Below are 22,494 nucleotides of genomic sequence, written 5' to 3' on the forward strand. Positions count from 1 at the left end.
AACAGTCGACCGAGTGGGACGCGGCTTCAGGGGGACGCCACGGTGGATGTTTTCAGTCTTGTCGGTTTTGTCGTGCTGCTTGTTATCGTGGCGCGTCAGCGCTCGCAGCTTGCCAGGATCGACCGCGAACTCGGTGAGTTGCGCAAGCTGGTCGTGCCCGGAGCACTGACGGCCGCTCAAACGCCAGCGGAGGCCTCCGTAGCCGGGCCATTGGCCTCGGATAACAGCTTGATCGAAGGCAGTCCGGGTAGCGTCGCCGAGCCGTCGGAGCCGGAAGAAGCAACACAATCTGGTCCCTGGGGGAACGCGGCTGCGGCTCGGGAAGAAGAAACGATTTCCGAACCGGTCGGCGAAGGCGAAGCCGCGAAACCACAACCGAAGAAACCCGACATCGAAACCGCGCTCGGTACGCGGTGGGCGGTATGGGTGGGTGGCATCGCGCTTGCCCTGGGGGGTCTTTTCCTGGTCCGCTACAGCATCGAGGCGGGTATCTTCGGACCGGGGGTACGGCTCGCCATGGCTGCCATCCTCGGCATCGTTTTGACCGGTGGCGGCGAATTCATTCGGCGTACCGGCTTCAAGGTGCCGGTAGAAGGCGCTGCCGCAGCCTACATTCCCGCGATTCTCACTGCCGCTGGTGCCTTCACATTGTTCGGTACTGTTTATGCCGCGCATGGCATCTACGGTTTCATTGGTCCTGCGGTGGCTTTCATATTGCTCGGGTTGATCGGGATCGCGACGATTGCTGCGGCACTGGTGCATGGCCAGGCGCTTGCCGGTGTCGGACTGCTCGGCGCCTTGGCGACGCCGATGCTGGTCGCTTCCCAATCGCCCAATCCGTGGGCGTTGTTCGGTTATCTGGCGGTTGTGCTCACGGCGACCGGCTTCATTGGACGTATCCGCCATTGGTCGGTTCTGATGGCCGCCGCCTTCGCCGGCGTCGGCTTGTGGATCGTGCTCTATATGGTCGAAGCGCCGATGCCCGGCTTTGGCGTCCTCGTCTTCATCAATCTCGTCGTGCTGGCAGTTCTCGGGTTTGTCTGGCTCGGCGGAGAGCTTCGCCCGATCGAGGCACGAGCGGGTTTCGACCTGAGCTCGATCGCTCCGGCGATCTTCGTGGCTGCCGCAACACTGTTGTTATTTGCAGAGCCGCGGTTCGCCGCCGAGGGCGGTGGCTGGCCCGCGGCTTTGATCGTGGCGGCGATGATCGGGACCGTGGTGTTTCGACCACAAGCCTTGCCTGTCCTGTACGGTGCCGCGCTGGCAACCGTCTTTGCCTACCTCCGAATCACACCGCTGGCCGAGACGTCCGTCGATCTTTCAGGCTACGCGACGATAGACACCATGCCTGTGACCGTCGTTGCTGATACCGCGATGGTCCGCATCGGCATTGTTCTCGGTTTGCTGTTCCTGGGCACGGGTCTGTGGAGTGCCAGGCGGCATGTCGGGACGAGCCTTGCTCAATCGGCCTCCTGGGCTGCATGGGGCACGGCTGTGCCCCTCGTGATCGTGCTGTCGCTTTGGGTGACTTTCGGCGACATCGATCGGGATTTCGTCTATGCAGCCGTTACCTTGATGTTGCTCGCTGTCCTGGTGGCTAGCGGGGAATGGATCGCGCGGGCCGAAGAGCCTCCGCTAACCGGTGGCCTCGCCGTTTCCTTCGTGCTGGCCAGTGCGGGGCTGGCGGCGGTGCTGATGCTGCATATGGCGTTCGGCTCCGGCCTAACCACGGTGCTGTTGGGCGCCGCTGCCGCGTTGCCGGCTCTGGCGACCCGTTGGCGCAGCTATCCTGTACTTGGTTGGCTCGCAGTCGGCGCTGTCGTGGCTGTTCTTGCTCGGATCGCCTTCGATCCAACCATTGTCGGCGCCGAATTCCTGTCCACGACACCCGTCTTCAACTGGCTGTTGCCTGGTTACGGGGTGCCGACGCTCGCATTTGGCTTTGCTGCGTGGCAGTTGGCGCGCACCACCAATGGCCGTCCGCGTCTGGCAATGGAGGCTGGAGCAGCGCTGTTCGCGCTGCTCGGCGTTGCCATGCTGGTGCGGCACGCCATGCATGGCGGTGTCATCGATGACGGGCATGTCTCGCTCGCCGAGCAGGCGATCTACACGCTCATCGCGCTTGGTGCCGGTGGCATTCTGATCAGCATCGACATGCGCTCGCCAAGTTCAGTGTTGCGTTACGGCTCATTGATCATCGGTGTCATGTCGGCGCTTGCCATCGTCGGCCAGCATTTTGTCATCCTCAACCCGCTCTTCACCGATGAGTCCACGGGCCGGATACCGGTCTTCAATCTGCTTTTCCTGGCTTATCTGTTGCCAGCCGTCGCGGCCGGGGCGCTGGCCTACTACGCGCGCGGCAAGCGTCCGAAATGGTATTCTGCCATGCTTGCCCTGATCGGAGCCTTGCTGGCCTTTGCCTATGCAACCCTGTCCGTGCGGCGCTTCTTCAAGGGCGAGTTCATCGGCCTGTGGAGCGGCATGGAGCAGATCGAGACCTACAGCTACTCTGCCCTGTGGTTGCTGCTCGGCGTCGTGCTGCTCGTGGTCGGCGTTCGCCTCAGTTCTTATGTCTTGCGCATCGCCTCGGCTGCGTTGATTGCGATCGCCGTGCTGAAAGTCTTCCTGTTCGACATGTCGGAGCTGGAAGGCGTGCTGCGGGCGCTCTCCTTCATCGGCCTGGGTGCCGTGCTCATCGGTATCGGCCTGTTCTACCAGCGGCTGCTGTCACGGGCACCGAAACAGGGGTAACATTCAGAAACGCTTAAGAAATCTTACTGAAACATTACCCGTAAATATTTGTTTTCACTAAACTTTGCGCAATGTTGGCGTAATCCACCCCGGTCATTGTCTTCATGCAACCAGCGCGCTGGTGCACGGGGCCCTGCCGGCGGATTGCTTCCCCAGTCGCCGACCGGTCGCCAGCCCCGTCAACGGGCTGCGGAGCTAAATGCTCCGCAGCTCAATCATTTTCGGAGCTAAAACCATGTCCAAGCGAAATCTGTTTCTCGTCATGTTCGCTGGCCTTGCACCTCTCGCCGTGCCGGCCATGGCGGCCGACTTCGTATCCGAGCAGCCCTATTCCGATCCTGCCTACAACTGGTCCGGCAGCTACATCGGTGGCCAGTTGGGTACGTCTTCCTCGGGCTTCCCCAACCCGTTCTCCAGCAAGAGCGGCTGGCAGTTCGGTGGCCAGGTCGGCACCAACTTCCAGAGCGGCGCATTCGTCTATGGTGCGGAACTTGACGGTGCTTATTCCAAGGGAACCAAACACAAGCTGGACGACGGCGCTGAACTGAAGCGCACCTGGACAGGTGCGGCCAAGGTTCGTGCCGGCGTCTCCTTCGACAAGACGCTCGTCTACGGCACCGCCGGCTATTCGATGACGAAGGTCAAGCCGGGCGGCACTGTCGCCTCGGGCGGCAAGTGGGAAGGCGGCTATCTGTTCGGCGGCGGTATCGAGCAGGCATTCGCTGGCAACATCTCGGCCAAGGTCGAGTACAACTATGTCAACTATGGTGACGTCGACTACACGTTGCGCAATGGCTCAAAGCGCTCCGAGGATCTGAAGAGCCATACCGTCAAGATGGGCGTCAACTACCGCTTCTGATATTGGTTGTAGCGTCTCTCAAACGCCGTCGGCTCCATGAGCCGGCGGCGTTGTTTTTTGCACTATCCGCCATTGTGTTGGGAATAATTGTTGCGCTGGCCTCGTTCTGTTCGTGAAGGCAACAACGGGCATTTTCGGGGTCATGCGCCAGCACGGCTTGCGCCGGCCCGCGAAGGCGCGTTCAATCGCCGGGGCAACGGGAAAGATTGGCGAACCGCCACCCATGGACGACAGGAAGGCCGCGATCCTTGGCGAGATTCCGCGCCTGCGCCGCTATGCGCGCGCGCTGTTGCGCGACCGCGATTCCGCGGACGACCTTGTCCAGGATTGCCTTGAGCGCGCTTTGGCTAGGCTGGACAACTGGCAAACCGGCGAGAGCCCGAGGAAATGGCTGTTTACGATCATGCACCATCTTTTCATCGATCAGATGCGCAAGGTGAGCCGCCGCGGGGAAATGGCAATGCTGCCGCTGGATGGCGACGAGGCGCTGGCGGTGCCATCGGTTCAGCTCGAAAACATCGCATCCCGGGAAATCCTGGATGCCTTGCAGGCGATCGCTCCCGAGCGTCGCGCGGCGATCGTGACCGTTGCCATCGAGGGTTTCTCCTATGCCGAGGCGGCCAATATTCTGGACATCCCCGCAGGCACGCTGATGTCGCGGATCTCACGCGGCCGTGAGGACCTGCGTGCACTGCTCGACGATCGGGCGCGGCGCCGTTCGCTGAAGGTGGTCGAGAAATGACTGCGCGCGATTTCACCGAACGGGACATCCATCTGGCGCTCGACGGCGAACTACCCCACGAGGAACGTGGCGCCTTCGAGACATGGCTCGACGCCAATCCGGAGATGAAGGCCAGAAACAACCGCTTCAGTTCCGATCGCGATGCGTTGCGCAGCGCCTTGTCGGCGACCCTCGATGAGCCGGTTCCTGTACGCTTCACCAGCTTGGTCGCGGGCGAGGGTGGCTCCCGGTCACCATCGCGGTCCCGCTGGTGGCAGGCTGCTGCGGCGGCGTTGCTGCTGGCGACGGGAGGCGCAGGAGGTTACGTTGTCGGCTCCCGCGGCATTGGCGTTGAAGACCCTTCGGCGGACAGATTCGCCGAGGAGGCGGTTGCAGCATACCTCGTCTATGCCGCCGAGAAACGTCATGCCGTCGAGGTGCCCGCCTCGGACGGGGAGCATATGCGCAATTGGTTGTCGGCGCGGATCGGTTTGCGGCTGGTAACCCCGGATCTCACGGCCGATGGATTCCAACTGGTCGGTGGCCGGCTTTTGCCGGCCGGCGCTGGCAAGGCGGCGATGCTGCTTTATGAAGATGCCGAGGGCAATCGCATCTCGCTGTTCGTGACTTCGGAATCAGGCAGCTATGCCAAGGGCACCTACGTCGAGAAAAACGGTCCGATAGCGGTCTATTGGCTCGACAAGGGCTATGGTTGCGCCGTTGTCGGCTCCTTGCCGCAGGAACGGCTCGCTACCGTGGCCCGCAACGCCTACCGCCAGTTGATCGAAGGCGCAGAAAGCAAGGTCTGAGCAAATTGCTCGGCAGCCTATCGACAGGATTCGGCATCGCGCTCCAGATACGCCTGTTCCTTGATGCCGGTGGCCGTATTGGCCACAATCAACACACAGGCAAGTGTGCAGATGACTGCACAGACTTGGTTGAGCCGGTCACGACGATAGCGGCCATTCATGATCGCGCCGGCCCCGTAGACCAGCAGGGCAGGGACCGCATACAGATAGACCGAGATCGGCCCATCGCAATCGACCGCATTCACGCCCCAGGCCTTGTATTCATTCGCGGGTATCGTCATCGCGGCCAGTGCCAACGGGCTTGCCGCAACCAGAATGGCAATGCCGAACCAGCCGAGCCATTTCGGCCAAGGGCGGGAAGGCTGGTGTCGTGCGCCATCGATCATGCCCTTTGGTTGCATGGCTCCGATCGGTAGCAAAGCCCGGGGTTCGATATTTTTCCCGAAGGCCGCTGCCCAGCGGCGCCCGGCGAACGAAGTTGTTCGACGTCTTGGCAAGCAAGCCGAATCTGTCACAATTCAGCCGAAATCGAAGCGCGAAACGCTGAGCATGCGTCGGCTTTCCGGTCGGCGTTGTCACGTTTCGACAGACCTCTTTCCTGCCACGCACCGAGGTTCTTCAAGCCTTCATGCCTGCCGAAGTCCGCACGGCCCGCGCTTCCGACGTCGATGCTCTCGCCGCCATCGAGAATGCCGTCTTTGCAACCGACCGCATTTCGCGCCGTTCCTTCCGCCAACTCATAGAGCGCGAAACAGCCGAGACGCTGATCGCCGAGAGCGGCGGTCGGATAGCAGGTTATGCGATCATCTTGTTTCGCAAGGGCAGCCGGGTGGCACGGCTTTATTCGCTGGCCACCGGCCCGGATTTCGGTGGTCAGGGTATTGGCCGTCAACTGCTGGAAGCAGCGGAAGACACGGCCTTCGAACACGATCGTATGATGTTGCGCCTGGAGGTGCGAGAAGACAATTCCCGCGCCATCCGCATCTATGAGCACTCCGGTTATCGCAAGATCGGTCGCGAGAACGACTACTACGAAGATGGCGCGCCTGCGCTGCGGTACGAGAAGATGCTGCGCGGCCATGTACCCGTCGTTACCTCTGTGCCGTTCTATGAGCAGACCTGTGATTTCACCTGCGGGCCTTGCTGCCTGATGATGACGATGGCGCATTTCGATGCCGGGTTCAGGCCGGATCCGGTCATGGAAGTGCGGCTGTGGCGCGAGGCGACCACCGTTTTCATGATGTCGGGTCCTGGCGGCTGTGAGCCGTTCGGACTGGCGGTCGCTGCCTACGAATACGGCCTTTCGGCCGAGATTTTCGTTTCGTTCGACGGGCCGCTGTTCCTGCAGTCAGTGCGCAGCGTCGAGAAGCGCCGTGTCATGGAGCTGGCGCAGATCGATTTTCAGCGTCGCGCCAGGGAATATGGCATTCCGGTGCGCTACAACGCCTTTTCCATCGACGACATCCGTGCGGCAATCGCCACCGGCAAGCTGGTCGTGGTCTTGATCAGCGGCTTCCTGATGTTCGGAAAGAAAGTACCGCACTGGGTTCTGGCGATCGGTGACGATGGCGACCATATCCTCATTCACGATCCATGGGTCGAGGACGAGCAGGAAGAAACCCAGGTGGATGCCGCCAACATTCCAGTGCCGTACGACATCTTCATTTCCATGGCGCAGTTCGGCCGCGACGGACTGCGTGCTGCCATCATTCTTGGAGCGCGCGCGAAACAATGACCTGGGTCATCCTAACCGGCAGGCAGAACGATCTCGACCAGGTGGCAACACCGCACAAAGTGATTACCAATCGCGACTATCTGGCCCATCCGGGCCTGTTTCGCGGCCAACGCCCGAAGGTGATCAACCTTTCCAACCGCTATGACTATCAGAGCCGTGGCTACTATGCCTCGCTGCTGGCGAGTTCGCGTGGCCACAAGGTTATTCCTACCGTCGAGACCATGATCGACCTCTCCGAGCGCAAGCTCTACGAGCATGCATTGCCGGAACTGGAACTGGCGTTGAACAAGTGCCGCAAGGATCTCGGCGGCGCCTTCCCAGCCAAGGTTCACATCTTCTTCGGTATCGGTCCCGGCAAGGCCTGGGATCGTTTCGCCAAACTCCTGTTCGACTGGTTCCGTGCACCGGCGCTGGAAGTGGCTATAACCGACGCCGGCGAATGGGCGGCGATCCGCAAGATAGGCTTCTATCCGTTGGCGCGGATGAGCGAGGTGGAGGAAAAGCGCTTTCTCGAGTGCCTCGACGTTTACACCGGCCGGGAATGGCGCGACAGCAAGGCGCGCACCCCGGCACGCTACACGTTTGCAACGCTGGTCGATCCGCATGAGCAATTGCCGCCTTCGGCGATATCTTCGCTGCGCTATTGGGCGCGCATAGCCGAGAAAATGGGCGTCGAGGTCGAGCCGATTACCAGGAAAGACCTGGCCAGGGTTGCCAACTACGACGCGTTGTTCATCCGCGAGACGACCTCGATTTCCAACCATACCTATCGGTTTGCCCGCCGTGCCCAGCAGGAAGGCATGCCGGTGATCGACGATCCGCTGTCGATGATCCGCTGCACCAACAAGGTCTATCTGAACGAATTGATGGCTTTCAACGACGTACCGGTGCCGCCCACCGTCATGATCGCCGGTCCCTCCGACCTGGAAGTGGCGGCCGACACGCTCGGCTTCCCGCTGGTTCTCAAGATCCCCGACAGTGCGTTTTCGCGCGGGGTCAAGAAGTGCAAGGATTTCGGCGAGTTGAAGAAGCTGGCGACCGAATGGCTGGAGGATTCCGACCTGCTCGTCGCGCAGAAGTTCATCCCGACCGACTATGACTGGCGCATCGGCGTGCTGGGCGGCGAGCCGCTGTTCGCGGTGCAGTATCTCATGGCCAAGCAGCACTGGCAGATCGTCAACCACGATCGCGCCGGGAAGCCCGACGAGGGCGGTTTCAAGACTTTCACCTTGAAGGATGCGCCCACACATGCGGTGCAGACAGCCGTCAAGGCTGCCCGTTGCATCGGCGATGGCCTCTACGGCGTCGACCTGAAGGAAACCAAGGACGGCGTTTTCGTTATCGAGGTCAACGACAATCCGAACCTCGACCACGGCTGTGAGGATACAGGCGAGAAAGACGAGGTCTGGGTCCGGTTGACGCAGTGGTTCCTGGATCGTTTGGAGCGCCAGGGGCGCTAATCAAGAGACTTCTGGTCAGCGTCGAAGCGCTCGCGGGCGGCGTCGAGATCTCCCGAATGATGTTCCGCCCAGCGGTCGAGCGTGATCAGCGCTTCGCTGAGCGAACTGCCGAGCGCGCTAAGCCTGTATTCGACATGCGGCGGCACCGTCTGCATGTCCTGGCGGATCACCACCCCGTTACGCTCCAGGTCTTTCAGCGTCTGTGTGAGCATCTTCTGCGAGATGCCACCGATTTTCCTGAGCAGCGCGCTGTTGCGCATTGGCCCTCCAGATAGGGCCGGCAGGATCAGCATCGCCCATTTGGACGCGATAAGTTCCAATGCATCCCGTGCGGAACAGGCGGAATCATAGACGTTTGGCGCGGCCATCGAAAACCCATAGGCACCAAAAGGTGCGTAATTGCCCTTTGGTTCCTGTTATCACACATGAGCCTGCATCAGAATATCAAAGGAGGGCCGGGATGGCTTGGTTGCTGCTTCTTGTCGCGAGTGTCATCGAGATCGCGATGGGCGTTTCGCTGAAATACGCCGAGGGCTGGACGCGATTCTGGCCGAGTGTCGGCGGAATTTTCTTTGCGCTGCTCAGCGTCTTCGTGCTGACATTCGCCATGCGCCACCTGCCGGCCGGCACCGCCTATGCCGTGTGGACGGGTATCGGCGCGGTTGGCATCGCCACGCTGGGTATCGTGTTGTTCGGCGATCCGGCGACGCCGCTCAGGCTCGGCTGCATCGCCCTGATCATTGTCGGCGTCGTCGGCCTGCGTTTCGTTGAGGGTTGAACGAAGTCTGGGGCGTGACGGAAACGCCCGATCAAACCCGAAATCGCTACGCAGCCTGGCTGGAGTTGCTCTACCGCAATCCGGCTTCGATCTGATGGAAGCGGGCCGTAAAGGCCTTTTCCACATGCTTGGCAGGTCTGGGCGTGAGATCAAACTGATCGGTGGATAGGCCGCGCGGGCGACCGAAGAACTCTGCCGCCTCCGCCAGCCCGAAACCGGCCAGCACCGTCGCCTCGAAATAGGCTGCGATCTGGTCGGCGCGCTTGATATCCTTTTTCAGGCTTTGGCTCGTCGAAGCGGGCAATCCGTAGCGCAGGTGAATGGCATGCTGCAGCCGTTCCTCGCACGACTTGTAGCCGCCACCGACCACCGATTTGAAGGGTGAGATCATGTCGCCGATGACATATTCCGGCGCATCGTGCAGCAAAGCCGTCAGCTGTGCTGCAGGCGATGCCGACGGCACGATGGCGCGGAAGATCTCTTCGACCAGCAACGAGTGCTGCGCCACCGAAAAGGCATGGTCACCAGACGTCTGGCCATTCCAGCGCGCGACGCGGGCAAGGCCGTGCGCGATGTCGCCGATCTCGATGTCGAGCGGAGATGGATCGAGCAGGTCGAGACGGCGTCCCGACAGCATGCGCTGCCAGGCTCGCGGTGGTGCGCCGACCCTGTCCGCCATCAGGCATCTTCCGAATTGGCGGCCTCAGGAAAGGTGAAGCGCGCCCAATTTGGGATGGTCAGCGATACGGCAATGCCTCCGGCGCTGATTTCCTGGCCGGCATCCATTGCCGCCTTGACGCGGTCGATGCGGGCAATGGCCAGTCCGTGCGTGCCTGAAACCGAGCCCAGCGCGCCGACCGGGCGATCATTGACGGTCAGTTCGGTACCCGAAGCGGGCAGGGCGTCGGCGGCTTCCACCAGCAGCACGCGCCGGCGCGCGGTGCCGCGATGCTGCATGCGCGACACCACTTCCTGCCCAATGAAGCAGCCTTTCGTGAAGCCGATACCGTCCAGCTGGTCGAGCAGAACGTCGTGCGGGAAGGCGTCATTCAAGGTGTAGTCGGGACCGCTTTCGGCAACGCCATGGGAAAGGCGGAAGGCATCCCATTCGGCTGGCGTGGCGTCTGCCGCGGGCAGCGGCGTTTGGTAGAAGCGCATGACCGGCACGGAGAAGCGGCGGTCGCGCACGCCTGCTGCTGATTCACTGGTTGAGGTTGCGGAATCATTTTGCGAGGGGTTTGAATCGGACCGCCACCAAACAGCCACAACATCCTGTTCCTGCTTGGAAATATCGACCTTCGCGCGCAGCCGGTAGAACATCAGCCGCTTGATGAAATCATCGGCGATGTCGGAACGGCACTCCAGTCGAAGGGCATTGTCGCTGATGCGCGAGACCAGGAAGTCGAACAGGATCTTGCCTTGCGGTGCCAGCAGAGCACCCGGTTTGGCTTCGCCTTGGCCAAGCGGGTCGAGATCGACGGTCAGGATATTCTGCAGGAAGTGTTCGGCCTCTGGGCCGGAAACGGAGATAACAGCACGGTCGGCGAGAATGACTGTCGGCATGGACCTGATCTTGCATTTCGAAGAGCCATTACGTAAGCCGCAGGCAATTCCCACACAAGGGCCGGATCGGATGGCAGTGACCTACGACCTCATCCTCAAGGGCGGCATCGTCGTCAATCACGATGGCATTGGCCAGCGCGACGTTGGCGTGCTGGACGGAAGGATTGCCGCAATCGGGGATCTCGGCGCCGCTTCTGCCGGAGAAACCATCGACTGCCTTGGCCTGCACGTGCTGCCTGGCGTCGTCGACAGCCAGGTGCATTTCCGCGAGCCGGGCCTCGAGCACAAGGAAGATCTCGAGACCGGGTCCCGTGCCGCCGTGCTGGGCGGCGTCACCGCGGTCTTTGAAATGCCCAACACCAATCCACTCACCACCAGTGAAGCGACGCTGGCCGACAAGGTTGCACGCGCTACCGGGCGCATGCATTGCGATTTCGCTTTCTGGGTCGGTGGAACGCGTGACAATGCCGGGGATGTCGCTGAACTGGAGCGCTTGCCGGGGGCTGCCGGGATCAAGGTGTTCATGGGCTCGTCGACCGGCGACCTGCTGGTGGAAGACGATGAAGGCGTCGCTTCCATCCTGCGCAACATCCGCCGCCGTGCAGCGTTTCATTCGGAAGACGAATTCCGCCTGCGTGATCGTCTTGGCCTGCGGGTCGAGAACGACCCGTCTTCGCATCCGGTGTGGCGCGACGAGATCGCGGCACTTCAGTGCACGGAGCGCCTTGTGCGCATCGCGCGCCAGACCCGCGCGCGCATCCATGTGCTGCATATCTCGACGACCGAGGAAATCAGCTTTCTCCAGCAGCACAAGGATGTCGCGACCTGCGAGGCGACGCCCCATCACCTGACCATGAGCGCCGACGACTATGCCCGTCTTGGCGCGCTCCTGCAGATGAACCCGCCGGTGCGTGCTGCCCGCCATCGTGACGGCATCTGGCAAGGCATCGACCAGGGCATCGTCGATGTGCTCGGTTCCGACCATGCTCCGCACACGCTGGCCGAGAAGGCGAAACCCTACCCGGCTTCGCCGTCTGGCATGACGGGTGTGCAAACACTGGTCCCGATCATGCTGGATCACGTCAATGCCGGCCGGCTTACGCTGGAACGCTTCGTCGACCTCTCCAGCCACGGTCCGAACCGCATCTTCGGCATGGCGCGCAAAGGACGCATCGCTGCCGGTTATGACGCCGATTTCACCGTCGTGGACATGAAGCGGCGTGAAACCATCACCAACGCGCAGGCGGGATCGCGGGCCGGCTGGACGCCTTATGACGGCAAGGAAGTCACCGGCTGGCCGGTCGGCACCATCGTGCGCGGCACCCGCGTCATGTGGGAAGGCGAGATCGTCAGGCCATCGCAGGGCAGGGCGGTCGAATTCTCGGAAGCTGTCGTCGGCTAGTCGAGTTGGCGATGATCGGCCATGTTGCATGATTGAAGCCGCGATCTTGTGCGCCGTCGCTTCCGGCGGTTTGGCCGCTGTTCTCCACAAGATCGGCTGCAACAATGTCGGCGCTGTCTTCGTGACCGCCGTTGCCGCCTGCGTCGTATTCTATTGGCTGCTTGAGATTGAACTTTCCCGCAGCACCAACGGCAATGCCTTTGTCGTCTGGCCGGTTTTGCTGATGATCTATCTGGTTATCGTCGTGGTTTTCGCGACGCTGGGTGTCGTGATTGCCAACAAATTAGGGGCCAGCAAGCTTCGCTGAGATTTAGACAGGCTGCGTTCATGTTGGATCCGTAAGGTCGCGCCAACGTCCGCACGGACCAAACGGAGACTGTCCTGATGAATCTGATGAAACTCGCCACTGCCACGACCTTGCTGATGACGCTGGGCATCGCTGCTTGCTCGCAGACGGCCCAGCAGCAGCGTGCGACCGGTGGCGCTGCCCTGGGCGCGGCTGGTGGTGCGTTGGTTGGCCAGGCGATTGGCGGCAACACCGAAAGCACGCTGATCGGCGCCGGCGCCGGGGCGCTGCTGGGTGCCGTTCTGGCAACCTCGGGTGGCCCGCAGCCACGTGACCGTGGTCGCGAGTTGTGCCGCTATCAGGATCGTTACGGCCGCGTCTTCACCGCACCTTGTGACGAGCGCTACTACCGTCGCCGCGGCTACTGACGGTTTTGCCTGGCGAGGCGTTTTGTCTCGTCAGGCGCATCTTTGCGGATGAGGGCCTTGTCTTGAGGCGGCTTCGGTTCAATCGCCGGCGACGAAGAAGGTCCAGCGGCCCTGCGGCGTGATGCCGACACGATAGAAAATGTAAGTGCCGTACTGCTTCATGTCTTCGTAATCGCCTGCGGTGACGATCTTGAAGAGTTCCACCCGCTGCTTGGCGTCGAGCTTGGCCAGCGGATAAGCAAAGAAATAGGGCCAGACATAGAGCTCCTGCGGTGTGCCGGGGTCGAGCTGCACATAACCCGCGTCGAGAACTTCCTGCAGGATGGCGAGGATTTCCTGGCCCTCGGTATCGCCGGACAGTCCCTTGAGGAAGGCGATAGGATCGCCTTCTATATCGGTCAATGAAAGCTGCGTCAGCGAATCGCCAACCCCGATCAGGGGGCGGAGTTTTTCGATATCGCCGCTCTTGCAGGCGTCGATGATCAGATCGCGCATGCGCCGCACCGGTTCCGGCAGTTTGGCAAGGTCATATTGCACCGGCGGCAACGACGCTGTGGGATCGATCTGCGGTCGGGCGAGATTGCCGCTACCCTCTCCGGGCTTGGCGGGCTCGACCTGTTCGGGCTCGTCCTGGCCCGGCGGCGTTGTCTTCTGGGGTGGCGGAACGGTCTGGATGGGATCCGGCAGTGGTACGATACCGGGCTTGGGCGCTTCCGGTCCCATTTGCTGACGCTTGCCGGGGACCTGCACGTCGTCATGCTTGATTTCGCTGAGCGCGATGGCCGGCCGGGCTGTTGTGAGCAGAACCGAAGGTGTCGTGAGTGTCAGCGCGAGGAAACCAGCGCCAAACGCCAGGCCGCGGGGTCTGTCGAAGGACGAAAATTTCAACGGCCGCCTCTCCATGCTGCCGGGCAACACCCGGTCGGTATGCCGCCGCGCGGCGGAAAGGCTATTCCGCCGGTCGGCGCCGGGCGTCAGTTCAGTGCCGCACTTGGTCGGGCTCGAACGCTCCGGCAATCACCTTTTCACGCATCCTGTCGAGCAGGGCAAGGGCTGCTGTCTCGCCATTGGCGCGCAGCATCTCGCAAAACGCTGTTTCCAACGCCGCCTCGGCGATGATATCCGGCTCGATACCAGCGGAAAGCCCTTCCGCCCACGCTTCGCTATGGCTCTCGACGGCGGTCAGGCGCTTTTCTTCCCTGACGAGGGCATCGATATCGTTGGCTGTGTGTCCCATACGCAACTACCACCCTTGTTCAAGCGGCGATCCTTCAAATGAGGATCAAACTTGACCCGTCCCTTTAATGTCCCATTAAGGTTCCTACCACAGGACTTTGGTGCTGTGCTGCCACAATGGTGAAAAAGTTAACAGCTCGCTAATTGCCATAGCGCGACGCGATGTCGCGCGAGAGCTTCTCGCCCTCTCTCATGTAACGGTTGATCGCTTCGCTGGCCGAAGACGTACATTGCGTATAGGTGCTGCCGAACGAACGATAGCCCCGGTTGAATGCCGCGATGAAGCGTGCGCGCCGTTCAGGATCGGGGTTTTCGGACTCCAGCAGTTTCTCCATCTCGCCGCGCCACTGGTCACCCTTTTCACCGCAGAGATTGCGCAGGAAATGCAGGGATCCCAGAACTTCGGCCAGCCGCATCAGCCCCGGCTCGAACGGCGCCTCGGTCGCGGCCGCAGGGCGCGCCGAAACTCCCGCCAATATGGCGAGACTAAGTAGGGAAAGAACGAATGCACGGATCATAAGCCTTTGTGAAGAAACAATTTGTCCGCTGCAAGGCGTTGCGGGGCTTAGCCCAACGGCTTTTTGTCCGGCTGCAGCAGATCCTGGGCAACGGAAAGGACGGAACCGGCCAGAGGCATCGTTTCCATGTCGCCCAGCGTGTAGAAGGCGGCTGTCTCGGCATCGTCGTCGGCCTGGGCTTCGCCCCCGATGTAGCGGGCGCCGAACACAGTCAGGCGATAGTCCGAAGGATGGCCTTCGACGGAGCCATCGATGAAGATCTCGATCAGCGGCCGCAGGTCGGCGGCCGCGAGGCCGGTTTCTTCCAGAAGCTCCCGTTTCGCCGCAGCTTCCAGGCTCTCGCCGGCTTCGACCTTGCCGCCCGGAAAGGCGTAGACACCCTGGGAGGGCGGCCTGGCGCGCTTCACCAGAAGCACTGTATCGCCACGCACGACAGCTACGGAAACCGACGGTATGGTTCGCCTAGGGGGCATTTCTCAGCATCTTCCCATGTCTGTTGGACCGAACGATGACTGTGGATCGCGGCACCAAACCGAGCTTTAGCGGTTGCGGCGACGCCCTTCCACCACCACTTTCGGGGCCAGACGAAGATGAGATTACGCCATGTGCGGACGTTTTGCCCTGACCGCGACGCCGGACCAGACCACAACCTTCCTCGGCCTGGACGATATCGAGCCATTTCCGGCGCGCTACAACATCGCGCCGACCCAGCCCATCACGATGGTGCTTGCCGGTGCTCCGAAAGCACCTGGTTCGAATCGCTCCGATAGAACCTCTATGCTGGTTCGCTGGGGGCTGATACCGACCTGGGTCAAGGATACGCGACAGTTTCCGCTCCTCATCAACGCGCGCTCCGAGAGCGCGGCCGAGAAAGCCTCTTTTCGTACCGCCATGCGCCATCGGCGCACATTGGTGCCGGCCAGCGGGTTCTATGAATGGCGCCAGGCAGGCAGCAGGAAAGGGCAGGCCTACTGGGTGCGGCCGAAAGACGGCGGCATCGTCGCCTTTGCCGGATTGATGGAGACCTATGCTGAACCGGGCGGCTCCGAGATGGATACCGGCGCCATCATGACCACGTCGGCAAATGCCGACATCGCCCATATCCACGACCGTATGCCGGTCGTGATTCATCCCGGGGATTTTTCGCGCTGGCTGGATTGCCGGAGCCAGGAACCGCGTGCGGTCGCGGATCTTTTGCGCCCCGTCGATGAAGGGTTCTTCGAGGCGATCCCGGTTTCCGACCTCGTCAATAAGGTCGCCAATTCGGGGCCGGAAATCCAGGAGAGGTTCGTCGCGCCGGCTGAAGATCCAGCGGGTCGGCAAGAGCCGGCAAAACCGACGCGCAAGAAACCTGGCGGCGACGATTCTGATCAGATGTCGCTATTCTAGTCTCTGCCGCAATTCCAGGAAAAGTGTGTAGCGGTTTTCCGTCCGGAATTGCGTAAAAACAAAGTCAGAGCGTTCCGCGTTTCCGTGAAAAACGGAAACGCTCTGCCGCTGAGCGAGCATCGGCTCGTCAGCGACCACAGACCGTTTTTCAGGCCGCGCGTGGCGAGGTGATCTTGTGCGCGGGCTTTTTCTTCTTAGCCGTGTGGAGCAGAGCCGCCACCACTGCCGCCGGGCCGATTGCCCGATATTGGCTGGCGAGTGTCGGTTGCTTGGCTCGACTGGCTTCCTGTTTGCTGCGTGGCATTTCGACTTCCCCAAGGTCAAGGGTCACTGGAAGGCGCTGCAGATGATGGCCGATTCCGACCAAATCGTGGCGTTTTCCACGTGAGCCGACGAATATTATAGCACTGAACGCACATGCTTAAGAAAATGTTTCTTCAAATGGTTTACGCCTGTCAGAGCGCCCGGTCTGTGAAAGTTGCGACTTGACGGCAACACGGGCGAGCGCGATAAAGCCGCGCATGAGAACGTCTTTCGCCATTTGTGGCATCTGCATTATTGGCTAGCGCTCGCGCTGGTCTGGACGTTTTCGCCTCAACTTTCTCTCTGAGTGGACAACGCCCCGGCCAGCAGGCTGGGGTTGGATTGTGCGCGAAAATGCGCTGCGGCCGGGATCGGTCGGGAAGGGGATGAATGTCTGAGGGCTCGAAAGGCTTGCGCCTCTACAACACGCTGAACAGGGCGAAGGAGGATTTTGTCCCCATCGATCCCGACAATGTGCGTATGTATGTCTGCGGCCCGACGGTCTACGACCTCGCCCATATCGGCAATGCCAGGCCGGTGATCGTGTTCGATGTGCTGTTCAGGCTGCTACGCCATGTCTACGGTTCCGAACACGTCACCTATGCGAGAAACATCACCGACCTCGATGACAAGATCAACGCGCGCGCGTTGCGCGATTTTGGCGATGACATCGCTTCTGGAAAATTGTCGCTCAATCAGGCGATCCGGCGGGTAACCGAGAAGACCGCGGACCAGTTCCAGAAGGACGTCGCCGCGCTGGGCTGCCTTGAGCCGACGCATGAGCCGCGTGCCACGGAATTCGTCGAGCCGCGCGCCGACGGCAAGACCGACATGATCGGTCTGATCCACCAACTAATCGACCGCGGCCACGCCTATGCTGCGGAAGGCGAGGTTCTGTTCGATACCGCCTCGATGCCGGACTATGGCGAACTCTCCAAGCGCCCGCTGGACGAACAACAGGCCGGCGTGCGCATTGCCGTCGATGCGCACAAGAAGAACCCGGGCGATTTCGTCCTGTGGAAGCTCTCAACCGCGGAAGAGCCGGGCTGGCAAAGCCCATGGGGTAGGGGACGGCCCGGTTGGCACATCGAGTGCTCGGCCATGAGCGCCGCCTATCTCGGCGAGGTCTTCGACATTCATGGCGGCGGTCTGGACCTGATCTTTCCGCACCATGAGAACGAGATCGCGCAGTCGCGCTGCGCTCACGGCACCGACGTGATGGCCAATGTCTGGATGCACAACGGGTTCCTGCAGGTCGAAGGCCAGAAGATGTCCAAGAGCCTGGGCAATTTCTATTCGATCAACGAACTGCTGGAGACGGAGACATTCGGCGGCCGCAAATGGCCGGGCGAGGTGCTGCGCCTGGCCATGCTGATGACGCATTATCGCGAGCCGATCGATTTTTCGGTCCGCAAGCTGGAGGAAGCCGAGAACACGCTGCGCAAATGGAAGCGTGGCGCGGACCTGGCGACCGGTGAGGCTGGCGATGTCCCACTGGCCGTCATCGAGGCGCTGGCGGATGATCTCGGCACCTATCAGGCCTTCCAGGTGCTGACGCAGCTGGCATCGGACGCCGATCAAGGAAACGACGCGGCGGCAAGCCTGAAGGCCGCGCTGCAGTTCCTTGGTTTCAGCCTTGCGACCGCGGCGATTGACGAGCAGGCTGTTTCGAAGACCATAGCCGAGCGCCTTGCCTTCATTGCGGCCAAGAACTGGGCCGAGGCGGATCGTGTCCGTGACGCATTGCTGGCGCAAGGTATCCAGCTGAAAGATGGCAAGGATCCGGCAACGGGCGAACGCGTGACGACCTGGGAGGTGAAGAGATGATCGACCACACCGGCATTTCCGTCGTCGATTTCGAGGCGGCGAAAACATTCTACGACAAGGCAATGGCACCGCTTGGCGCTTCGCTGCTCTACATGGTGCCGGAGCAGTATACGGGCGGCGCCAAGGTTGGTGGTTACGGCCGCGACCGGCCGGTGTTCTGGCTGCATGAGACGAGGACGTCGGCGCCCGGCCGCCACTATGCTTTCACGGCCAACAGCCGGGCTGATGTCGATGCCTTCCACGCGGCGGCGCTGGTCGCGGGCGGCAGGGACAACGGGGCTCCGGGGCTGCGCCCGCACTACCACGAGCACTATTACGCGGCTTTCGCCTTCGACCCCGACGGCAACAACATCGAAGCCGTCTACCACGGGCCGGCGTGATGAGCCTCGACAACAAACCCACCTATACCGGCGGATGCCAGTGTGGCGCGGTGCGTTTTCGCGTCGAAGGCGTTCTGGGGGAAGCCTCGATCTGCCATTGCCGGATGTGCCAGAAGGCGAGCGGCAATTTTTACCAGCCGTTGGTCTCCGTCGCCGCCGCAAGGCTGACATGGACGCGCGCAGAGCCGAAGCTTTTTCAGTCGTCCAGTTTCGCCACGCGCGGTTTTTGCCCGGAATGCGGCACGCCGCTGACCTTTGGCGATCCTCATGGCATCGCGCTGGCCATCGCGGCCTTCGATCATCCGGAAGAAATTCCGCCGACGGTACAGTGGGGTATCGAGGCGAAGCTGCCCTATGTGGATGCGATTCCCTCATTGCCTGGCGGCATAACAGAGGACGATCCCGTCTCCGTCCCGTTCATCGCCTCGATGGTGAACCACCAGCACCCCGATCATGAAACCGAGGTCTGGCCGCCGGTCGACAAGGAAACGCACGCATGAGAGGGGAAGCCTCGACCGGAGGCTGCCAGTGCGGCTCGGTGCGCTACCGCATCGATGGCGCTCTCGAGAATGCGCATGTCTGCCATTGCCGCATGTGCCAGAAGGCATCGGGCAATTATTTCATGCCGCTTGCGCGCGTGCCGAAGTCGAAATTTACGATGACGCGCGGCGAAGTGGGTTGGTTTCACTCATCCGATCTCGTGCGTCGCGGATTCTGCCGGGATTGTGGAACGCCGCTGCTTTTCGACGTGCTGGACCGCAATACGATCAACGTCGTGCTCGGCGCACTCGACGAGCCGGCAGCCGTGAAACCCGCTTTTCAATGCGGATTGCACGCGAAGATGCCGTGGTTCGATGAGATCGGCTCCTCCGAGCCCTCTTCCGACGAATCTGAATGGTACGCTGCGATTGTGCCGTCCGCCCGGCAGCACCCCGATCACGACACCGCAACCTGGCCCCCGGAGGACAGACCATGACCGATGCCATCAGAACCGGCGGCTGCCAGTGCGGAGCCGTGCGCTTCCGCATACAGGGCAAGCTCGGGCGTCCGTCGATCTGCCATTGCCGCATGTGCCAGAAGCAGTTCGGTTCGTTCTTCGGCGCTTTCGTCACGGTGCCGTCGGACGGTGTCGAATGGGTGCATGAGGAACCGAGCTACTTCCAGTCGTCCGTCAACATTGCGCGCGGCTTCTGCAAACGGTGCGGTACGCCGATGACTTATAAGAGCCCCGATGCGCTGGAGATTTCGATCGGCAGTTTTGATGATCGTTCCGACTTGGCGCCGACGCATCAGGTCAACCACGCATCGCGTCTGCCCTGGGTCGAGAAGATCTTCGAGGCGCCGGTGCATCAGGACCTCGACTATTATGCGCGGCAGGAGCACATCATCTCCTTCCAGCATCCCGACCGCGAAACCGAGAATTGGCCTGAGAAAGGGCTGAAACTGTGAGTCTGGAATTGCGTACGCTTTATCCCGAGATCGAACCCTTCGCGAGCGGTATGCTGGATGTGGGCGATGGTCACCAGGTCTATTGGGAGCGGGTTGGCACCAAAGGCGCCAAACCTGCCGTCTTCCTGCATGGCGGACCGGGCGGCGCCATTTCACCGAGCCATCGCCGGCTGTTCGATCCGAAGCTCTACGATGTCATCCTGTTCGACCAGCGCGGCTGCGGCAAGTCGACGCCCAACGCTTCTCTGGAGGCCAACACGACCTGGCATCTGGTCGCCGATATCGAGCGCTTGCGTGATCTGGCCGGCTTCGACAAGTGGCTGGTCTTCGGCGGGTCGTGGGGCTCCACGCTTGCGTTGGCCTATGCCGAAACACATCCCAGCCGCGTCAGCGAACTGGTGGTGCGCGGCATCTACACGCTCACCCGTGCCGAACTCGACTGGTATTATCAGTTCGGTGTTTCGGAAATGTACCCAGACAAGTGGGAACGGTTCCTGGCGCCGATCCCCGAGGATGAGCGCGGCGACATGATGGGAGCCTACCGCAAGCGGCTGGTTGGCAGCGACCGCCAGAAGCAGGTCGAGGCGGCCAAGGCCTGGTCGATCTGGGAAGGCGAGACCATCACGCTGCTTCCGGAACCGGCGACCAGCGATCCCTTTGCGCAGGATGACTATGCCCTCGCTTTCGCTCGCATCGAAAACCACTATTTTGCCCATGCCGGCTGGCTCGAAGAGGGGCAGATCCTTCGCAATGCCTACAAGTTGAAGGATATTCCGGGCGCCATCATCCATGGCCGTTATGACATGCCGTGCCCGGCAAAATATGCCTGGCAGCTGCACAAGGCCTGGCCGAAGGCCGATTTCCACCTCATCGAAGGTGCCGGACATGCCTATTCCGAACCCGGTATCCTCGACAGCCTGATCCGCGCCACGGACAAATTCGCCGGTAAATGACCATGCAACGCGACCGCCTCTACCTCTTCGACACGACATTGCGTGACGGCCAGCAGACGCCGGGCATCGACTTTTCGGTCGAGGACAAGATTGCGATCGCCGGCATGCTGGACGAGTTCGGCATGGATTATGTCGAGGGCGGCTATCCCGGCGCCAACCCGACCGACACCGAATTCTTCACCAGAAAACGCACGGCGCGCTCCAGCTTCGTTGCCTTCGGCATGACCAAGCGCGCCGGCGTTTCGGCTTCGAACGACCCAGGTCTTGCCGCTTTGGTGCAGGCGCGTTCGGATGCCATCTGCTTCGTCGCCAAGAGCTGGGACTACCACGTCCGCGTCGCGTTGGGCTGCAGCAACGAAGAGAACCTGGAGGCAATCCGCGCCTCCGTCGCCGCCGCCATTGCCGCCGGTCGCGAGGCGATGGTCGATTGCGAGCACTTCTTCGACGGTTTCAAGGCCAATCCTGACTATGCGCTGGCCTGCGTCAGGACCGCCTATGAAGCCGGCGCACGTTGGGTGGTGCTGTGTGACACCAACGGCGGCACCCAGCCGTCCGAGGTCCACGTCATCGTCGAAAAGGCGATCGCAGCCGGCATCCCGGGCGATCATCTCGGCATCCATGCCCATGACGACACCGGCCAGGCCGTGGCCAATTCGCTGGCCGCAGTCGAAGCCGGCGTGCGGCAGATCCAGGGCACCTTGAACGGCATCGGCGAGCGCTGCGGCAACGCCAATCTGGTGACGCTGATCCCCACGCTGATGCTGAAACCAGCCTACAAGGACCGTTTCGAGACCGGGGTCTCGGCGGAACAGCTTGCCGGCATTTCACGCCTTTCCCGTGCATTCGACGAGTTGTTGAACCGCGCTCCGGAAGCGCAGGCGCCCTATGTCGGCTCCTCCGCCTTCGCCACCAAGGCTGGAATTCACGCCTCGGCTCTGGTCAAGGAGCCGCAGACCTATGAACATGTACCGCCGGAAGCCGTCGGCAACCGTCGACGCGTCATGGTCTCCGACCAGGGCGGCAAGGCGAACTTTCTCGCCGAGCTGAAGCGGCGCGGCATCGACGTGCCGAAGGACGACGCGCGTCTCGACGCCCTCATCGCCGTCGTCAAGGAACGCGAGGCTGAAGGCTACGCCTATGAGGGCGCCGACGCTTCCTTTGAACTGCTGGCGCGCAAGATGTTGTCCGGCCTGCCGGAATTCTTCGCCGTTACCTCGTTTCGCTGCATGGTCGAGCGCAGGTTCGATGCCAACGGCCAGCTGAAGACTGTCTCGGAAGCCATTGTGAAGGTGATGGTGGACAATGAGGAGAAGATGTCGGTGGCCGAGGGCCATGGTCCGGTCAACGCGCTCGATCTCGCGCTGCGCAAGGATCTCGGCAAGTACCAGAACGAGATTGTCGATCTCGAACTTGCCGACTTCAAGGTGCGTATCCTCAATGGCGGCACCGAGGCGATCACCCGCGTGCTGATCGAATCGCACGATTCCACCGGCGCGCGCTGGTGGACGGTCGGTGTGTCGGAGAACATCATCGATGCCTCGTTCCAGGCTCTGATGGATTCCATCATCTACAAGCTGATGAAGAATCGCGAGATGGCGGGGCTGGTTGCGGCCGAATAGCACCCTGCAAATCCATCAGCGAAAATCC

27 protein-coding genes are annotated in these 22,494 nt (G+C 61.6%); 18 read left to right on the forward strand and 9 right to left on the reverse strand.

Going from position 1 to position 22,494, the window contains the following annotated elements:
• Positions 1-42 precede the first annotated feature (42 nt).
• From AC3WTO_RS03595 to AC3WTO_RS03610, 4 genes are all read left to right on the forward strand, one after another.
• Complete coding sequence (locus tag AC3WTO_RS03595) at positions 43-2,751, forward strand: DUF2339 domain-containing protein (RefSeq protein ID WP_492459310.1); 2,709 nt, start codon at positions 43-45, stop codon at positions 2,749-2,751.
• A gap of 235 nt (positions 2,752-2,986) precedes the next feature.
• The gene (locus tag AC3WTO_RS03600; RefSeq protein WP_492459311.1) at positions 2,987-3,610 is read left to right on the forward strand and encodes an outer membrane protein; all 624 of its coding nucleotides are present in this window, start codon (positions 2,987-2,989) and stop codon (positions 3,608-3,610) included.
• Positions 3,611-3,833: 223 nt separating this feature from the next.
• The gene (locus AC3WTO_RS03605) at positions 3,834-4,352 is read left to right on the forward strand and encodes a sigma-70 family RNA polymerase sigma factor (protein ID WP_492459312.1); all 519 of its coding nucleotides are present in this window, start codon (positions 3,834-3,836) and stop codon (positions 4,350-4,352) included.
• Positions 4,349-5,140 (forward strand): anti-sigma factor family protein, encoded by a 792-nt coding sequence (locus AC3WTO_RS03610; RefSeq protein ID WP_492459313.1) that lies wholly within the window; start codon positions 4,349-4,351, stop codon positions 5,138-5,140. Before AC3WTO_RS03605 ends, AC3WTO_RS03610 begins: the two co-directional genes overlap by 4 nt.
• Positions 5,141-5,157: 17 nt before the next feature.
• On the opposite strand, the gene AC3WTO_RS03615 is transcribed toward AC3WTO_RS03610, so the two are convergent.
• On the reverse strand, positions 5,158-5,526 hold the full coding sequence (locus AC3WTO_RS03615) for a hypothetical protein (protein ID WP_492459314.1): 369 nt from the start codon (positions 5,524-5,526) through the stop codon (positions 5,158-5,160).
• Positions 5,527-5,768: 242 nt separating this feature from the next.
• Here AC3WTO_RS03615 and AC3WTO_RS03620 point away from each other — a divergent pair, with 242 nt between their 5' ends.
• Both AC3WTO_RS03620 and AC3WTO_RS03625 read left to right on the forward strand, forming a co-directional pair.
• Entirely contained in the window at positions 5,769-6,875 is a 1,107-nt protein-coding gene (locus AC3WTO_RS03620) for a peptidase C39 family protein (RefSeq protein WP_492459316.1), read from the forward strand.
• A complete protein-coding gene (locus AC3WTO_RS03625; protein WP_492459317.1) occupies positions 6,872-8,335 on the forward strand; it encodes a RimK family ATP-grasp domain-containing protein in 1,464 nt (487 codons plus the stop codon). Before AC3WTO_RS03620 ends, AC3WTO_RS03625 begins: the two co-directional genes overlap by 4 nt.
• On the opposite strand, the gene AC3WTO_RS03630 is transcribed toward AC3WTO_RS03625, so the two are convergent.
• Positions 8,332-8,703: a winged helix-turn-helix transcriptional regulator gene (locus AC3WTO_RS03630; RefSeq protein WP_492459318.1), complete on the reverse strand. Its 372-nt coding sequence runs from the start codon at positions 8,701-8,703 to the stop codon at positions 8,332-8,334. The genes AC3WTO_RS03625 and AC3WTO_RS03630 overlap by 4 nt on opposite strands.
• A gap of 92 nt (positions 8,704-8,795) precedes the next feature.
• On the opposite strand from AC3WTO_RS03630, the gene AC3WTO_RS03635 reads away from it, so the two are divergent.
• Positions 8,796-9,113: a DMT family transporter gene (locus tag AC3WTO_RS03635; protein WP_129410434.1), complete on the forward strand. Its 318-nt coding sequence runs from the start codon at positions 8,796-8,798 to the stop codon at positions 9,111-9,113.
• A 70-nt stretch (positions 9,114-9,183) separates the two neighbouring features.
• Here AC3WTO_RS03635 and AC3WTO_RS03640 read toward each other — a convergent pair whose 3' ends face one another.
• Positions 9,184-9,795, reverse strand: a complete 612-nt coding sequence (locus tag AC3WTO_RS03640) for an HD domain-containing protein (RefSeq protein WP_492460027.1) — start codon at positions 9,793-9,795, stop codon at positions 9,184-9,186.
• A complete protein-coding gene (gene ygfZ, locus AC3WTO_RS03645) occupies positions 9,792-10,676 on the reverse strand; it encodes a CAF17-like 4Fe-4S cluster assembly/insertion protein YgfZ (protein WP_492459320.1) in 885 nt (294 codons plus the stop codon). The genes AC3WTO_RS03640 and ygfZ overlap by 4 nt, the downstream gene beginning before the upstream one ends.
• Positions 10,677-10,746: 70 nt before the next feature.
• Here ygfZ and AC3WTO_RS03650 point away from each other — a divergent pair, with 70 nt between their 5' ends.
• From AC3WTO_RS03650 to AC3WTO_RS03660, 3 genes are all read left to right on the forward strand, one after another.
• The gene (locus AC3WTO_RS03650; RefSeq protein WP_492459321.1) at positions 10,747-12,078 is read left to right on the forward strand and encodes a dihydroorotase; all 1,332 of its coding nucleotides are present in this window, start codon (positions 10,747-10,749) and stop codon (positions 12,076-12,078) included.
• A 28-nt stretch (positions 12,079-12,106) separates the two neighbouring features.
• Positions 12,107-12,385, forward strand: a complete 279-nt coding sequence (locus AC3WTO_RS03655; RefSeq protein WP_492459323.1) for a hypothetical protein — start codon at positions 12,107-12,109, stop codon at positions 12,383-12,385.
• A 77-nt stretch (positions 12,386-12,462) separates the two neighbouring features.
• Positions 12,463-12,792, forward strand: coding sequence for a YMGG-like glycine zipper-containing protein (locus tag AC3WTO_RS03660; RefSeq protein WP_492459324.1), 330 nt, complete (start codon positions 12,463-12,465; stop codon positions 12,790-12,792).
• Between the two features lie 78 nt (positions 12,793-12,870).
• On the opposite strand, the gene AC3WTO_RS03665 is transcribed toward AC3WTO_RS03660, so the two are convergent.
• The 4 genes from AC3WTO_RS03665 to AC3WTO_RS03680 form a co-directional block, all read right to left on the reverse strand.
• Positions 12,871-13,680 (reverse strand): hypothetical protein, encoded by an 810-nt coding sequence (locus AC3WTO_RS03665; RefSeq protein ID WP_492459325.1) that lies wholly within the window; start codon positions 13,678-13,680, stop codon positions 12,871-12,873.
• Positions 13,681-13,771: 91 nt separating this feature from the next.
• Positions 13,772-14,029, reverse strand: coding sequence for a hypothetical protein (locus tag AC3WTO_RS03670; RefSeq protein ID WP_101934884.1), 258 nt, complete (start codon positions 14,027-14,029; stop codon positions 13,772-13,774).
• Between the two features lie 139 nt (positions 14,030-14,168).
• Positions 14,169-14,546, reverse strand: coding sequence for a TIGR02301 family protein (locus tag AC3WTO_RS03675; protein WP_492459326.1), 378 nt, complete (start codon positions 14,544-14,546; stop codon positions 14,169-14,171).
• Positions 14,547-14,593: 47 nt separating this feature from the next.
• Positions 14,594-15,019, reverse strand: a complete 426-nt coding sequence (locus AC3WTO_RS03680; protein WP_492459327.1) for an NUDIX hydrolase — start codon at positions 15,017-15,019, stop codon at positions 14,594-14,596.
• 130 nt (positions 15,020-15,149) lie between these two features.
• On the opposite strand from AC3WTO_RS03680, the gene AC3WTO_RS03685 reads away from it, so the two are divergent.
• On the forward strand, positions 15,150-15,935 hold the full coding sequence (locus AC3WTO_RS03685; protein WP_492459328.1) for an SOS response-associated peptidase: 786 nt from the start codon (positions 15,150-15,152) through the stop codon (positions 15,933-15,935).
• A 148-nt stretch (positions 15,936-16,083) separates the two neighbouring features.
• Here the strand turns inward: AC3WTO_RS03685 and AC3WTO_RS03690 are convergent, their stop codons facing one another.
• On the reverse strand, positions 16,084-16,239 hold the full coding sequence (locus AC3WTO_RS03690; protein ID WP_129410428.1) for a hypothetical protein: 156 nt from the start codon (positions 16,237-16,239) through the stop codon (positions 16,084-16,086).
• 389 nt (positions 16,240-16,628) lie between these two features.
• Here AC3WTO_RS03690 and cysS point away from each other — a divergent pair, with 389 nt between their 5' ends.
• Genes cysS through cimA form a run of 7 tightly spaced genes read left to right on the forward strand, consistent with a single transcriptional unit; the run spans position 16,629 to position 22,466 of the window.
• Positions 16,629-18,065 (forward strand): cysteine--tRNA ligase, encoded by a 1,437-nt coding sequence (gene cysS, locus AC3WTO_RS03695; protein ID WP_492459329.1) that lies wholly within the window; start codon positions 16,629-16,631, stop codon positions 18,063-18,065.
• A complete protein-coding gene (locus tag AC3WTO_RS03700; RefSeq protein WP_492459330.1) occupies positions 18,062-18,445 on the forward strand; it encodes a VOC family protein in 384 nt (127 codons plus the stop codon). Before cysS ends, AC3WTO_RS03700 begins: the two co-directional genes overlap by 4 nt.
• Positions 18,445-18,945 carry a GFA family protein gene (locus AC3WTO_RS03705; protein WP_492459331.1) on the forward strand — a complete coding sequence of 167 codons (501 nt, stop codon included), beginning with the start codon at positions 18,445-18,447 and terminating at the stop codon, positions 18,943-18,945. Before AC3WTO_RS03700 ends, AC3WTO_RS03705 begins: the two co-directional genes overlap by 1 nt.
• Entirely contained in the window at positions 18,942-19,421 is a 480-nt protein-coding gene (locus tag AC3WTO_RS03710) for a GFA family protein (protein WP_492459333.1), read from the forward strand. The genes AC3WTO_RS03705 and AC3WTO_RS03710 overlap by 4 nt, the downstream gene beginning before the upstream one ends.
• The gene (locus AC3WTO_RS03715; RefSeq protein ID WP_492459334.1) at positions 19,418-19,894 is read left to right on the forward strand and encodes a GFA family protein; all 477 of its coding nucleotides are present in this window, start codon (positions 19,418-19,420) and stop codon (positions 19,892-19,894) included. Before AC3WTO_RS03710 ends, AC3WTO_RS03715 begins: the two co-directional genes overlap by 4 nt.
• Complete coding sequence (gene pip / locus AC3WTO_RS03720) at positions 19,891-20,847, forward strand: prolyl aminopeptidase (protein WP_492459335.1); 957 nt, start codon at positions 19,891-19,893, stop codon at positions 20,845-20,847. Before AC3WTO_RS03715 ends, pip begins: the two co-directional genes overlap by 4 nt.
• On the forward strand, positions 20,844-22,466 hold the full coding sequence (gene cimA / locus AC3WTO_RS03725; protein ID WP_492459336.1) for a citramalate synthase: 1,623 nt from the start codon (positions 20,844-20,846) through the stop codon (positions 22,464-22,466). The genes pip and cimA overlap by 4 nt, the downstream gene beginning before the upstream one ends.
• The last annotated feature ends 28 nt before the right edge of the window (positions 22,467-22,494 follow it).

It is taken from the genome of Mesorhizobium sp. EU05-FHT14A09, assembly GCF_058790995.1.

What these genes read in the sequence shown, in the direction of transcription:
- AC3WTO_RS03600 (WP_492459311.1), top strand. Translation starts at nt 2,987, where the DNA reads ATGTCCAAGCGAAATCTGTTTCTCGTCATGTTCGCTGGCCTTGCACCT.
- AC3WTO_RS03605 (WP_492459312.1), top strand. Translation starts at nt 3,834, where the DNA reads ATGGACGACAGGAAGGCCGCGATCCTTGGCGAGATTCCGCGCCTGCGC.
- AC3WTO_RS03610 (WP_492459313.1), top strand. Translation starts at nt 4,349, where the DNA reads ATGACTGCGCGCGATTTCACCGAACGGGACATCCATCTGGCGCTCGAC.
- AC3WTO_RS03615 (WP_492459314.1), bottom strand. Translation starts at nt 5,526, where the DNA reads ATGATCGATGGCGCACGACACCAGCCTTCCCGCCCTTGGCCGAAATGG.
- AC3WTO_RS03620 (WP_492459316.1), top strand. Translation starts at nt 5,769, where the DNA reads ATGCCTGCCGAAGTCCGCACGGCCCGCGCTTCCGACGTCGATGCTCTC.
- AC3WTO_RS03625 (WP_492459317.1), top strand. Translation starts at nt 6,872, where the DNA reads ATGACCTGGGTCATCCTAACCGGCAGGCAGAACGATCTCGACCAGGTG.
- AC3WTO_RS03630 (WP_492459318.1), bottom strand. Translation starts at nt 8,703, where the DNA reads ATGGCCGCGCCAAACGTCTATGATTCCGCCTGTTCCGCACGGGATGCA.
- AC3WTO_RS03635 (WP_129410434.1), top strand. Translation starts at nt 8,796, where the DNA reads ATGGCTTGGTTGCTGCTTCTTGTCGCGAGTGTCATCGAGATCGCGATG.
- ygfZ (WP_492459320.1), bottom strand. Translation starts at nt 10,676, where the DNA reads ATGCCGACAGTCATTCTCGCCGACCGTGCTGTTATCTCCGTTTCCGGC.
- AC3WTO_RS03650 (WP_492459321.1), top strand. Translation starts at nt 10,747, where the DNA reads ATGGCAGTGACCTACGACCTCATCCTCAAGGGCGGCATCGTCGTCAAT.
- AC3WTO_RS03655 (WP_492459323.1), top strand. Translation starts at nt 12,107, where the DNA reads ATGATTGAAGCCGCGATCTTGTGCGCCGTCGCTTCCGGCGGTTTGGCC.
- AC3WTO_RS03660 (WP_492459324.1), top strand. Translation starts at nt 12,463, where the DNA reads ATGAATCTGATGAAACTCGCCACTGCCACGACCTTGCTGATGACGCTG.
- AC3WTO_RS03670 (WP_101934884.1), bottom strand. Translation starts at nt 14,029, where the DNA reads ATGGGACACACAGCCAACGATATCGATGCCCTCGTCAGGGAAGAAAAG.
- AC3WTO_RS03675 (WP_492459326.1), bottom strand. Translation starts at nt 14,546, where the DNA reads ATGATCCGTGCATTCGTTCTTTCCCTACTTAGTCTCGCCATATTGGCG.
- AC3WTO_RS03680 (WP_492459327.1), bottom strand. Translation starts at nt 15,019, where the DNA reads ATGCCCCCTAGGCGAACCATACCGTCGGTTTCCGTAGCTGTCGTGCGT.
- AC3WTO_RS03685 (WP_492459328.1), top strand. Translation starts at nt 15,150, where the DNA reads ATGTGCGGACGTTTTGCCCTGACCGCGACGCCGGACCAGACCACAACC.
- AC3WTO_RS03690 (WP_129410428.1), bottom strand. Translation starts at nt 16,239, where the DNA reads ATGCCACGCAGCAAACAGGAAGCCAGTCGAGCCAAGCAACCGACACTC.
- cysS (WP_492459329.1), top strand. Translation starts at nt 16,629, where the DNA reads ATGTCTGAGGGCTCGAAAGGCTTGCGCCTCTACAACACGCTGAACAGG.
- AC3WTO_RS03700 (WP_492459330.1), top strand. Translation starts at nt 18,062, where the DNA reads ATGATCGACCACACCGGCATTTCCGTCGTCGATTTCGAGGCGGCGAAA.
- AC3WTO_RS03705 (WP_492459331.1), top strand. Translation starts at nt 18,445, where the DNA reads ATGAGCCTCGACAACAAACCCACCTATACCGGCGGATGCCAGTGTGGC.
- AC3WTO_RS03710 (WP_492459333.1), top strand. Translation starts at nt 18,942, where the DNA reads ATGAGAGGGGAAGCCTCGACCGGAGGCTGCCAGTGCGGCTCGGTGCGC.
- AC3WTO_RS03715 (WP_492459334.1), top strand. Translation starts at nt 19,418, where the DNA reads ATGACCGATGCCATCAGAACCGGCGGCTGCCAGTGCGGAGCCGTGCGC.
- cimA (WP_492459336.1), top strand. Translation starts at nt 20,844, where the DNA reads ATGACCATGCAACGCGACCGCCTCTACCTCTTCGACACGACATTGCGT.